This is a genomic window from Saccharothrix coeruleofusca, assembly GCF_017876325.1.
GTDB classification, from domain to species: domain Bacteria; phylum Actinomycetota; class Actinomycetes; order Mycobacteriales; family Pseudonocardiaceae; genus Actinosynnema; species Actinosynnema coeruleofuscum.
Window position 1 is genome coordinate 3,922,901 of record NZ_JAGINV010000001.1, and the last position, 14,160, is coordinate 3,937,060.

The 14,160-nt window shown below is 70.7% G+C and carries 2 protein-coding genes; both read right to left on the reverse strand.

Translation table 11 applies throughout. From position 1 onward, the window contains the following. Window positions 1-3: 3 nt before the first annotated feature. Entirely contained in the window at window positions 4-13,065 is a 13,062-nt protein-coding gene (locus tag JOF41_RS17540; protein ID WP_209620330.1) for a type I polyketide synthase, read from the reverse strand. 312 nt (window positions 13,066-13,377) lie between these two features. Continuing rightward, on the reverse strand, window positions 13,378-13,902 hold the full coding sequence (locus tag JOF41_RS17545; RefSeq protein WP_189226092.1) for a pyridoxamine 5'-phosphate oxidase family protein: 525 nt from the start codon (window positions 13,900-13,902) through the stop codon (window positions 13,378-13,380). Window positions 13,903-14,160: the final 258 nt, after the last annotated feature.

Sequence of the window (14,160 nt, forward strand, 5' to 3'; positions counted from 1 at the left end):
TGGTCATGAGGTCGGTCCCTCCGACTGGTCGCTCGCATCGGTTCTGCCGTATGCGGCGCGAATGAGATCAGCCATGTCCATCGAGTCGATCGCGCTGGTGGGCGCGGCGCTGTCGACCTGCTCGACCACGGGGGCGGTGTCGGCCAGCTCGAGCAGCGCGCCCACCAGCCCGGCCCGCCGCAACGAGGCGAGCGGAATGCGGTCGATGATCCGCTTCAACCCGGCGTCGTCGACGCCCTCGCCGGTCCCGCTCTCGTAGGTCCCGCTCTCGTAGGTCCCGGTGTCCTCGCCGAACAGCTCGGAGTGCACCAGCTCGGCGACCGAGGCGGGCGTCGGGTAGTCGAAGACCAGCGTGGCGGGCAGCTGCAGGCCGGTCGCCGCGCCGAGCCGGTTGCGAAGCCGCAACGCGGTGAGCGAGTCGAACCCGATCTCCTGGAAGCTGCGCCCCGACTCGACCGAGCCGATGTCGGTGTACCCGAGCACGGCCGCCACCGTGGTCCGGACGAGTTCGGTCAGCGAGTACGCCCGCTCGGTGGCGGGCAGGCCGGCGAGCCGCTCGCGCACGTCGGTGTCGGCCGCTGCTCGCGCCGACCGTCCGGGCGCGGTCTCCTCGGCCGGGAGCAGTTCCGCGAGCAGCGGTGCCGATCGGGTGCCGACGAGTTCGGTGGCGAACGAGGACCAGTCGACGTCCACCACGACCACGGCCGTCTCGTCGCGGTCGATCACCTGGTCCATGACCTGGATGGCGCGGCGGGGGTCCATCGCCCGCAGGCCGCGGGCCGCCAGCTGTCGCTCCACCCCGTCGCGGTCGGCGATCCCGGGGCCTTGCCAGAGTCCCCAGGCGATGGAGGTCCCGCTCAGCCCGAGAGCCCTGCGGTGCGCGGCCAGCGCGTCCAACGAGCTGTTCGCGGCGGCGTAGTTGGCCTGGCCCGCCGGGCCGACCGTGCCGACGAACGACGAGAACAGGACGAAGTCGACGAGGTCGTGGTCCTTGGTCAGCTCGTGCAGGTGCCAGGCGGCGGCCACCTTCGGGCGGAACACCCGCTCGAAGCGCTCCGGGGTGAGCCGGTCGATGACGCCGTCGTCGAGGACACCCGCGGTGTGCACGACCGTGGTCAGCGGGTGCTCCGCGGGCCAGGAGTCCAGCAGCTCGGCGAGCTGCGCCCGGTCGGCCACGTCGCAGGCGACCACCGACACCGAGGCACCCCGCTCGGCCAGCTCGGCGGCCAGTTCGGCGGCACCGGGCGCGGCCGGGCCACGACGGCCGGCCAGCACCAGGTGCCGCGCCCCACGAGCCACGAGCCAGCGCGCCACCTCCGCCCCGAGTGCGCCGGTGCCGCCGGTGACCAGGGCGCTGCGCTCCAGCGGCTGGGACGTCCGGTGCGCGGGTGCGGCGACACGGGTCAGTCGGCGGCAGAACACCGCGCCGCCCCGCACCGCCAGCTCGCTCTCGTCGTCGCCGAGCGCCCCGGCCAGCGCCGCGAGGTCCGCGTGGCCGACCTCGCGTGGCAGGTCGACGACACCACTCCACGGCACTGGTTGCTCCAGCCCCGCCTGTCGGGCGAACCCCCACAGCGCGGCCTGCCGCGGCTGGGTGACGGAGTCTCCGGGTCGGACAGCCACCGCGTCCTGGGTCACGCACCAGATCGGGGTCGACAGGCCCAGCGTGCTCACCGCCCGCACCAGTGCGAGCGTGCCGCGCAGACCGGCGGGCACGGATGCGGCGTCGGTGTCCCCCGCTGCGTCCAAGCCCAGCAGCGACACCACGTTCGCGGCACGTTGGCCGTCCAACGCCACGGTCAGCTGGTGGCGGAGCGCCTCGACATCCGCCTGCCGTGGGACCGTGACCCGGCCGACCAGGGCCCCTCGGGCCGTCAGCGCCGCGGTGGCCTGGTCCAGCCACGTCGGCTCGGCGATGTCGGCGGGCACCACGAGCAACCACCGGCCGGTGAGCGGTCGGTCCGGCACCTCGGTGCGACGCCAGGTGACGCGGTACTGCCAGCCCGCCAGCGTCTCCTGCTGCCTGTTGTGCTCCCGCCACGAGGACAGTGCCGGGAGCACGGTGCCCAGCGAGGAACGGCCGGCGTCGTCGGAGATGGCCAGCGCCGTGGTCAGTCCTTCGAGGTCACCCTCGTCGACCATGTCCCAGAACCGGGTGTCGACGTCGGCTCCCCTGGTCGAGCGGTGGGGCAGCGCCTCGATCCAGTAGTGGGTGCGTTGGAAGGCGTAGGTGGGCAGCCGCACGGCCCGCTGGCCCGAGGGGAACAGGCCGGACCACCGCACGTCGACGCCGCTCACGAACGCCTCGGCCGCGTTGCGCAGGAATTCCCGCGCGCCACCGTGGCCGCGACGCAGCGAGCCGACCGTCGTGACCGACGTCCCCTTGGCGTCGGCGAGCTCCTGCACCGAGTTGACGAGCACCGGGTGCGCGCCCACTTCGAGGAACGATCGGTGCCCAGCGCTGAGCAGCTGATCGACCACGTCCTGGAAGCGCACCACCTCGCGCAGGTTCCGGTACCAGTAGTCGGCGTCCAGCTCCCGGCCGCGCAGCACCGAGCCGGTCACCGTCGAGTAGAACGGGACGTCACCGTCGGAGCACTCGACCACGCCCAGCGTGTCGGCCAGCTCGGCCCGGATGCCCTCCACCACCGCCGAGTGCGACGCGTAGTCGATCGCCACCCGCCGGACCCGCGCCCCCTCGGACTCCCAGACCGCGAGGAACCGGTCCAGCTCGGCGGTGTCCCCGGAGACGACCGTGGACACCGGTCCGTTCACCGCGGCGATGCCGAGCCGGGGATGGCCTGCCAGGCGTTCGCGCACCTCGTCGACCGGTCGGTTCACCCAGCCCATGCCGCCGTGGGCGGCCAGACGCCGCAGCACCCTGGACCGCAGGGCCACCACGCGCGCGCCCTCGGCCAACGACAGCGCCCCCGCCGCCACGGCGGCGGCGAACTCGCCCTGGGAATGCCCGACCACAGCCGAGGGCCGAACGCCCAGGGATGCCCACAGCCGGGACAACGAGACCCCGACCGCGAACAGCGCGGGCTGGACGACGTCGTCCCGGTCGAGGCTCGGCGCACCCGCAGCCCCGGCGAGCACGTCCCGCAGCGAGAAACCATCCCAGTCGACGTAGGGCGCCAAGGCCTCGTCGCAGGCCCGCATCAGCTCCGCGAACGTCGGACTGAGCCGCCACAGCTCGACGCCCATCCCGAGCCACTGACCGCCCTGCCCCGGGAAGACGAAGACCGGGCCGTCGTGGTCGGCTTCGCAGGCTCCGGCCACCACGAGGGGCGAGCTGTCCGCTTGGCCCGCCGCGATCGCGTCAAGGCCGGCCAGCAGCTCGTCGCGGTTCCCGGCGATGACCACCGCTCGGTGGGAGTGCGGGGAGCCGCCGTTGGCCAGTGCCGCGCCGAACCCGGCCACGTCGGTGTCCGGTGAGTCGGCCAGCGCGGCCCGCAACCGGGTTGCCTGGCCCGCCAACGCCGCCGATCCCCGCCCTGACACCGGGAAGGCGGAGACGCCGAGCCGCGTCACGGCCTCCGACTGCCGGGCCTCGGGCTGCTCCGGCGCCTGCTCGAGGATGACGTGCGCGTTCGTGCCGCTGATGCCGAAGGAGGAAACGCCTGCCCGGCGGGGTCGACCGGTGCTGGGCCAATCCTGGTTCCGGTCCAGCAGGGCGACGGCTCCCCGCGACCAGTCGATCAACGGCGAGGGCTGCTCGACGTGCAACGTCCTGGGCAGAACGCCGTGCCGCATCGCCATCACCATCTTGATGACGCCACCGACCCCGGCGGCGGCCTGCGTGTGCCCGATGTTCGACTTCAACGACCCCAGCCACAGCGGCGACTCGGCCGTGTGCGCCCGCCCGTAGGTGTCCAGCAGTGCCTGCGCCTCGATCGGATCTCCCAGTCGGGTGCCGGTGCCGTGCGCCTCCACCGCGTCGACGTCAGCCGCCGCCAGCGCGGCGTTGGCCAGCGCCTGGCGGATCACCCGCTGTTGGGCAAGCCCGTTCGGCGCGGTCAGCCCGTTCGACGCGCCGTCGGAGTTCACCGAGGAGCCCTTGAGCACCGCGAGCACCTCGTGGCCCTGCCTGCGCGCGTCCGACAGCCGTTCGAGCACCACCAGGCCGACCCCCTCGGCCCAGCCGGTGCCGTCCGCGCCCGCGCCGAACGCGCGGCACCGGCCGTCCGGGGACAGTGCCCGCTGGTGGCCCAGGTCGACGAACGTCATCGGGGTGGACATCACCGTGACCCCGCCTGCCAGCGCGAGCGAGCACTCGCCCGACCGCAGTGCTTGTGCGGCCAGGTGCATCGCCACCAGCGACGACGAGCACGCGGTGTCGACCGAGACGACGGGCCCTTCCAGGCCGAACTGGTACGCCACCCGCCCGGAGAGCACGCTGCCCGCGCTGCCGGTCAGAACCGCTCCGCTGAGCTGGTCCGGCACCAGGTCCAGCGCGGGCGCGTAGTCGTGGTACATGACACCGGCGAACACGCCGGTCCGGGTGCCGCGCAGCGAGTCCGCGTCGATGCCCGCGCGCTCGAAGGCCTCCCAGGCCACCTCCAACAACAACCGCTGCTGCGGGTCCATCGCCGTCGCCTCACGAGGCGAGATCCCGAAGAACCCCGCATCGAACTCACCCGCGTCGTGCAGGAACCCACCACCACGCGCATACGTCGTCCCCGGATGATCCGGATCCGGGTGGTACAAACCCGCCACGTCCCACCCACGCGACTCCGGAAAACCCGTGATCCCCTCCCCACCCCCGACGACCAACTCCCACAGATCCTCCGGAGAACCCACCCCACCCGGATAACGACACGCCATACCCACGACCACCACAGGATCATCGGCATCGCTCGCGGGCGCGCTGGGCGCGTCCGGCGCCTCGTCGGTTGTGGTGAGTTCACCGGACAAGTGGTCGGCGAGGGCCCGTGGGGTCGGGTGGTCGAACACGGCCGTGGTCGCCAAGCGCAGTCCGGTGATCGCGTTGAGCCGGTTGCGCAGCTCGACGGCGGTGAGCGAGTCGAGCCCGGATTCCTTGAAGGTGCGGTCGACGCCGATCGGGTCGCGCCCGTCGTAACCGAGCACTCGCCCCGCCTCCGCACGCACCAGCTCCAGCAGTCGCCCAGGCCGGGACGTCACGTCCTCGCCGGTGAGCGACGGCCCGTCCGAGCGGCCCGGTATGACCGCCGGGCGAGTTCGCCGCGGCGCGATCGTGATCAGTTCACGCAGCAGCGGATGCGGGTTCCCGCCGTCCGCGGCGGAAGCGCTGTCCAACCGCAGTGGCACGAGAAGCGGCTCGCTGCGCCGAACAGCGGCGTCGAAGAGCGCGAGTCCCTCGGTCTCGGACAACGTCGCCACTCCGGAGCGAGCCATCCGGTTGAGGTCGCCCGCGCTGAGCGCCGCCGCCATACCTCCCCGCTGATCCCACATCCCCCACGCCAGCGACGTCGCAGGCAGTCCACTTCGGACACGGTGGTGGGCGAGCGCGTCGAGGTAGGTGTTGGCGGCCGCGTAGTTGGCCTGGCCCGCCGCGCCGATCAGTCCCGAGATGGAGGAGTACAGCACGAACGCCGACAGCGGCATGTCGACGGTGAGCTCATGGAGGTTCTTGGCCGCCAACGCCTTGGGGCCCATGACCGCGTCGAGACGTTGTGGGCTCAGCTCGGTGAACACGCCGTCGTCGAGCACACCGGCCGCGTGGATCACAGCCGTGAGGGGGCGATCGGCGGGCAACCCGCGAAGCAACGCGGCGAGCTCGGCGCGGTCGGCGACATCGCAGGCCTCGGCCCGCACTTCCAGACCGAGCCCGGTCAGCTCGGCCACCAAGGCACGCGCCTCGGGCGTGACGGGGCCGCTCCTGCTGACCAGCAGCATGCTCGTCACCCCGTGCTCGGTGGCCAGGTGCCGCGCGAGCAACCGGCCGAGTCGGCCGAACGCCCCGGTCAGCAGCACGGTTCCGCGCTCGGGTATCGACTGCCCGGCGGCGTGGTGAGAGCCGGAATCCACGGGCAGGCGAGTCAGGCGCGGGACACGGACGCCCTCGGCGGACAGAGCCAACTGCGGTTCCCCCGTCGCCACCGCGGCGGCAAGCCGTTGGGCTCCCCCACCGTCCGACGCCACGTCGACGAGCACGATGCGGTCGGGGTGCTCGGACTGCGCGGCACGCAGCAGACCCCAGACCGGCGCGTTGTCGAGATCGACGCGCCCGTTGTCCCCCGTGTCGACGACACCGGTGGTGACGACGACCAGTTGAGCGTCGGCCAACGTCTCATCGGCCAGCCAGTCCTGCACCAGTCGCAGCACGCGGTGCACGCCACCGAAGTCCACGACGCCGGTCGGGGGAACCGCGGTGATCACCGTGGCAGGCGTCGGCGTCCCCGCCGCCACCGCGACCCGCAGCGCGGCGAGATCGGCGTACCGGTCCAGCGGTGAGCTTCCGCCCGCCACCCGCGCGCCGAGGTCGTGCGGGTCCTGCCCCACCATCGCCCAGTCGTCGGTGCCGGGGTGGGCGTCGACCTCCTTCGGCAGCCACGACAACCGGAACAGCGCCGCCTCGCCCTGATCTGTCGACGGAGTCGGTGACATGTCGGGGGCAGGCCGCAACACCAGCGAGTCGATCGACGCGACCGGGTTGCCGTCGCGGTCGGTGAGCGTCATGGCAACCGAGTCGGCACCGGTTCTCCGGACACGGGCGTGCAAGGTCGACGGGGCCGCGCTGTGCACGGTGACGCCGCTCCACGCGAACGGCACCAACGTCTCGTCCGCGGCCTCGAACAGGCCGACCAGCGCGGCTTGAACGGCGGCGTCCAGGAGGGCGGGATGCAGGTCGAACACCGGGTCGCCGTATCCCGCCGCCGTTCCTGCCGCCTCGTCCAACACGATGTCGGCGAAGACCACGTCGTCGCCACGGCGGATGGTTCGCAGTCCTCGGAACGCCGGTCCGTAGTCATATCCCCGGCGGGTGAGCTCCGCGTACGCGGTGGTGATGGCGACGGGCCGGGCGTCGGGATCGACCTCGCCGTCCCAGGCGGTCGCCGACGCCGATCCGGCAGGCGCGGGCTCGGCGGGTGGGGCAACGGTGCCATCGGCGTGCCGGGTCCAGGTGTCGTTCCCAGCGGTGCCTCCCCCTCGGGACAGCACGCGCAGCGCACGGCGACCGGTGTCGTCCGGTGCGTCGACCACCAGCTGGAGTTGGATGTCGCCGTGCTCCGGCACCACCAGAGGGGCGTGCACGACGAGCTCTTCCACCAGGCTGGCACCGGTTCGCCGTGCGGCGTGCGAGGCCAGGGCCAGAAAACCGGTTCCGGGCAGGATCGCGGTGCCCGACACCACGTGGTCGGCCAACCACGGTTGCTGCTCCACGGACAGTCGGCCGGTCAGCACGAGCGCGCCCGCGTCGCCCACCGGCATCTCGGCGCGCAGGAAGGGGTGATCGACCGGCGTCAGGCCGAGGGCGGCGGGATCGGTCTCCGGGAGGGAGGGCGTATCGAGCCAGTAGTGCTGGCGTTGGAATGCGTAGGTGGGAAGTTCGGTGCGTCGTGCGCCGGTCCCGGCGAACACCTCCGACCAGTCCACCGCCACCCCGGCCGTGAACAACCCGCCCAGCCCGGTCAACACCGACTCGACCTCGTCACGACCACGCCGCAAACCAGGCACCGCTGTGATATCGCGGCCGTCCAGGCACTCCCGCACCAACCCGGTCAACACCGCATCCGGACCCAACTCCACAAACCGGGTCACACCACGCCCATGCAACCGGGAAACCGTGTCAGCGAACCGCACCGTGTCACGCACATGCCGAACCCAGTACTCCGGCTCCACCACCGCCTCATTCACGACCCCAATGCGCGGAGACCGGAACGACAATCCGGACACCACCGCCCGGAAATCCTCCAACATCGGCTCCATCAACGACGAGTGGAACGCATGACTCACCACCAGCCGCCTCGACCGACACCCCAACTCCGCCAGCCGCGCCACCACCCGCTCCACCGCAGGCCCGACCCCCGACACCACCACCGACGACGGACTGTTCACCGCCGCGATCGACACCTGATCGCCCAGCTCGGCCACCAACGGCGCCACCACACCCTCACCCGCGGCGACCGCCACCATCACCCCACCCGGCGCCAACCCCTGCATCAACCGACCCCGCGCCGTCACCAACCGACACGCATCCTCCAGCGACAACACACCCGCCACATGCGCCGCCGCGATCTCACCCACCGAATGACCGGTCACGAAATCCGGAACCACACCCCACGACTCGAACAACCGGAACAACGCCACCTCAACAGCGAACAACCCCGGCTGCGCGAACTCCGTCAAATCCAAACGACCATCCCGGCCGTCCTCACCGAACACAGCCGACCGCACCACCGGGTCCAACAACCCGCACACCCGATCAAAAGCCGCCGCGAACACCGGGAACCGCCCATACAACTCCCGACCCATCCCCACCCGCTGCGAACCCTGACCCGTGAAGACGACGGCCACCCGGCCCCGACCCTCCACACCGGACACACATCCGCCCGCAGTCCCGCCCTCCGCAAGAACCGCCAAACGATCCAGCAACTGCTCCCGACCCGAAGCGACCACCACCGCCCGATCCCCCAAAGCGGCACGATCGGTCACCAACGAGTACGCAAGATCGACCAACGCCACATCCGGCCGCTCCACCACAAACGACCGCAACCGAGCAGCCTGACCACCCAACGCACCCAACCCACGAGCCGACAACACGAACGGCAACACAGGCGATGCGAGCGTCGGCGTCGGCCGTTGGGCCGCCGTCGGTGGATCGTCCGGTGGTTGCTGCAGGATGACGTGCGCGTTCGTCCCGCTGATCCCGAACGAGGACACCCCCGCTCGCCGAGGCCGGTCCGCGTCCGGCCACTCCCGCGCCTGGCTCAACAGCGCCACCCCGCCGGAAGACCAGTCCACCTCGGTCGAGGGTTCCTCAGCGAACAGGGTCTTCGGCAGCAACCGGTGCCGCATGGCCATCACCATCTTGATGACCCCGGCGACGCCGGCCGCCGCCTGCGCGTGTCCGATGTTCGACTTCACCGACCCGAGCCACAGGGGCGCGCCGTCGGTGTGCTCTCGCCCGTAGGTCGCCAGCAGCGCCTGTGCTTCGATCGGGTCGCCGAGTCGCGTGCCCGTGCCGTGCCCTTCCACCACGTCGACGTCGGCGGCGGTCAGCCCCGCGTTGGCCAACGCCTGACGGATCACCCGCTGCTGCGAGGGGCCGTTGGGGGCCGTCAGCCCGTTCGAGGCCCCGTCCTGGTTGACGGCCGAACCGGCGAGCACCGCGAGCACCTCGTGCCCGTTGCGCCGCGCGTCGGACAACCGTTCCAGCACCAGCAATCCCACGCCCTCGGACCACCCCGTGCCGTCCGCGCCCGCGCCGAACGACCGGCACCGGCCGTCCGAGGACAACCCGCGCTGCCGCGCGAACTCCGTGAGGATCATGGGGGTACCCATGACCGCGACCCCGCCTGCCAACGCGAGCGAGCACTCGCCCGACCGCAGTGCCTGCGCCGCCAAGTGCAGTGCCACCAGCGATGACGAGCACGCGGTGTCCACCGTCATCGCGGGGCCCTCGAATCCGAACTGGTACGCGATCCGCCCGGACAGGACCCCTGGCGTGGTACCGGTGAGGAGGTATCCGCCCGCGTCGGTTCGCACCGCGCCGTATCCGTGCGGTGTCGCTCCCACCAGCACGCCGGTCCGGGTGCCGCGCAGCGAGTCCGCGTCGATGCCCGCGCGCTCGAAGGCCTCCCAGGCCACCTCCAGCAACAACCGCTGCTGCGGGTCCATCGCCGTCGCCTCACGAGGCGAGATCCCGAAAAACCCCGCGTCGAACTCACCCGCGTCGTGCAGGAACCCACCACCACGCGCATACGTCGTCCCCGGATGATCCGGATCCGGGTGGTACAAACCCGCCACGTCCCACCCACGCGACTCCGGAAAACCCGTGATCCCCTCCCCACCCCCGACGACCAACTCCCACAGATCCTCCGGAGAACCCACCCCACCCGGATAACGACACGCCATCCCCACGACCACCACAGGATCATCGGCATCGGCAGTCGACGCAGCCTGGGCGCGCACATCGACGTCTCTGCCCGACACGACCGATCGCAGGTGCTCAACGAGAACAGCGGGAGTGGGGTAGTCGAAGATCACCGAGCTGGGCAGTGGAACTTCCAGGGCGTGTGAAAGCCTGTCCCGCAGTTCGGCGGACATCAGAGAATCGAAGCCCAGATCCCGAAACGTCTGGTCAAGTGCGATCTCACCGGGCACGCCGCTGCCGAGGGTGGCCGTGATGTGCGCGCGAGCCAGCTCCGTCAACCGATGCCCGCGCTCGGTTTCGTCGAGCCCGCGCAGCTCGCTCACCGGACCCGAGGTCGTCATCGACGTCTTCTCGTCGTCCATCGTCATGTCCAGCCAGTAGTGCTGGCGTTGGAATGCGTAGGTGGGAAGTTCGGTGCGTCGTGCGCCGGTCCCGGCGAACACCTCCGACCAGTCCACCGCCACCCCGGCCGTGAACAACCCGCCCAGCCCGGTCAACACCGACTCGACCTCGTCACGACCACGCCGCAAACCAGGCACCGCTGTGATATCGCGGCCGTCCAGGCACTCCCGCACCAACCCGGTCAACACCGCATCCGGACCCAACTCCACAAACCGGGTCACACCACGCCCATGCAACCGGGAAACCGTGTCAGCGAACCGCACCGTGTCACGCACATGCCGAACCCAGTACTCCGGCTCCACCACCGCCTCATTCACGACCCCAATGCGCGGAGACCGGAACGACAATCCGGACACCACCGCCCGGAAATCCTCCAACATCGGCTCCATCAACGACGAGTGGAACGCATGACTCACCACCAGCCGCCTCGACCGACACCCCAACTCCGCCAGCCGCGCCACCACCCGCTCCACCGCAGGCCCGACCCCCGACACCACCACCGACGACGGACTGTTCACCGCCGCGATCGACACCTGATCGCCCAGCTCGGCCACCAACGGCGCCACCACACCCTCACCCGCGGCGACCGCCACCATCACCCCACCCGGCGCCAACCCCTGCATCAACCGACCCCGCGCCGTCACCAACCGACACGCATCCTCCAGCGACAACACACCCGCCACATGCGCCGCCGCGATCTCACCCACCGAATGACCGGTCACGAAATCCGGAACCACACCCCACGACTCGAACAACCGGAACAACGCCACCTCAACAGCGAACAACCCCGGCTGCGCGAACTCCGTCAAATCCAAACGACCATCCCGGCCGTCCTCACCGAACACAGCCGACCGCACCACCGGGTCCAACAACCCGCACACCCGATCAAAAGCCGCCGCGAACACCGGGAACCGCCCATACAACTCCCGACCCATCCCCACCCGCTGCGAACCCTGACCCGTGAAGACGACGGCCACCCGGCCCCGACCCTCCACACCGGACACACATCCGCCCGCAGTCCCGCCCTCCGCAAGAACCGCCAAACGATCCAGCAACTGCTCCCGACCCGAAGCGACCACCACCGCCCGATCCCCCAAAGCAGCACGATCAGTGGCCAACGAGTACGCAAGATCGACCAACGCCACATCCGGCCGCTCCACCACAAACGACCGCAACCGAGCAGCCTGACCACCCAACGCACCCAACCCACGAGCCGACAACACGAACGGCAACATCGCGGGTGACTGCCCGGAGTCCGCCTCACCGGTCCCAGGTCGCCCGTCCGAGGTGATCGGGTCGGATGGCGCTTCACCGACGACCAGGTGGCAGTTCGTGCCACCCATCCCGAAGGAGCTGACGCCGGCGATCAGCGGGTGGTCGGGTGCTTCCCACGGACCGTGGTTCTGCTGGACTCGGAGGTTGAGCTCGTCCAGGGCGATGTCCGGGTTCGCCCGCTCGAAGTTGAGACTGGCGGGGAGTTCGCGGTGGCGGATCGCCATCGCCACTTTGATCAGGCCGGCGATGCCCGCGGCCGCTCCCAGGTGCCCCACGTTCGTCTTGACCGACCCGACGGGCAGCGGTCGCGTTCGCGGGCGGGCGGAGCCCACGGCAGCGCCGAGGGCGGACGCCTCCACCGGGTCGCCTGCGGGCGTCCCGGTTCCGTGCAGCTCCACGTACTGGAGTTGCGTGGCGCTGATTCCAGCGCGCTCATGAGCCCGCCGCAGGACGTCCCGTTGTGCGGCTTCGTTGGGCTGGGTCAGGGCGCGACCGCCGCCGCCGTGGTTGACCGCGCTCCCGAGGATCACGCATCGCACGGTGTCACCGTCGGCGAGGGCGCGGTCGAGCCTCTTGAGCACCACCAGGCCGCCGCCTTCGCCTGGCACGTAACCATTCGCGCGAGCGTCGAAGGTGTAGCAACGGCCGTCGGGGGACAGCGGTCCCCAGCGGTCCGCGATGTCCAAGGACTCCGCCAGCAGGTTGAGCTGCACACCGCCCGCGACGGCGAGGTCCGACTCACCGGTGAGCAGGCTCTGGCAGGCCATGTGGACGGCGACCAGCGATGACGATTGGCCGCTGTCGACGGTCACGCTGGGCCCGCGCACGTCCAGGAAGTGGGAAAGCCGGTTGGCGATGACCGCGCGTTCGACGCCGGGGTAGGTGTGCTGCGACGCAGCGGTAGCACCGTTCCGGTGCGCGAGATGGGCGTAGTCGTCGGCGAAGGCACCCACGAAGACACCGAGTCGGCCGCCGCGAACGCTGTCCGGCACGATCCCCGCGTCCTCCAGCGCCTCCCACCCCAGCTCCAGCACGAGTCGCTGCTGCGGATCGGCGGACGCCGCCTCCCGGGTGGACATGCCGAAGAACCCGGCGTCGAACTCGTCGACGGCGTCGAGGTACCCACCCCACGGGGGCGCGACGGTCCTGCCCGAGGTACCACGTCCAGGACGCCTGGGCGGGCCATCGGTGATCGCGTGACGTCCCGCAGCCAGAAGCCGCCACAGTTGCCCAGGCCCGTCAGCGCCGGGGAAACGGCACGACACACCAATCACCGCGACTTCGCCACTCCGGGCGCGGACATCCACCTGGGTCGTCCCCTTCCACGTTCGCAAATCGCGTCCTCCGGGCCACCGCGGCCAGTGCCGGAAAATCAAGTCGAAGGCGCCAGAGATCCCGCCGGCACGGAGGTCCGGCGTGATTCACCGTCTCGGTTTTCGCGGTTCCCGGTCCCGGCCAGGTGTTTTCACGCACCCTGAACTACGGCGTGATCCCTGGCCATGGCCCGATCAACGCCGCGCACCGGACTTCACGCACCGCGGCTGCGGCGCAGTCGCACGAAGAGTGTGATCAATCGAGTGTCGAGAAAGCAGATCCAGCGGATGACGACGCGAGCACGGTCATCGGGCTCGCGGGAAGTCCCACCTGGTCGCGGATTCCCATTCGGCGATACCCGCCCAACCGTAGACCCGCTGGGGAGTCAACCGGAACACCGGCGCGCTCTGGCCGAACTGCGTGTGGACACGGCCTTCGGTCACCGAGAGCTTCCAGTCGTACTTCACCCCCACGGCTTCGGCGAGCACGTTGATCTCGTCGACCGCGATCACCCTGGAACAGCTGCCCTCGATCATCACCACGTCCTCGCCGACCTGCAGGTTCACCGAGGCCCGCGGGTTGACCTCCAGGAACCTGCCGCAGCGGTTCTGGCTGGAGAACAGGAAGGTGTCCTGATCCCAGACACCCCACAGGGGCCTGCTGTGCGGGACACCGTCCGGGCTGGTGGTGACCAGCCAGTACGTGTGCGCGGACGCCAGCAGGTTCTCCGCCCAGCTCCACGGTTTCGCCGGTCCCGGCGCGGTCTGGTTGAAGATGAATGCCGACGTCCCCGCCGGATCCTGCGTGTTCTCCAACAGCTCGGCAGTCATGTCGCCGTCCCTTCGCTCGTCTGTCGCGGGCGACCAGCGGGACGCACCCGTCCAGCTTCGCGGCCAATGCTTGCAGCGCGGCTGCGACACCGACACCCCACAAGGATCGCGCGGCTGGGGTCGTTCCACCGGTACGGCGACTAGGGGAGTTAGGGGGTGCCCGCGCTGACGCCGTCAGACCATGGTGGTTAACGCGACCGCCCAGAGGCAGTCCTGATCATGGCCCCACCCGAGCCTTCTTTCGGCGCGATTCGCCGG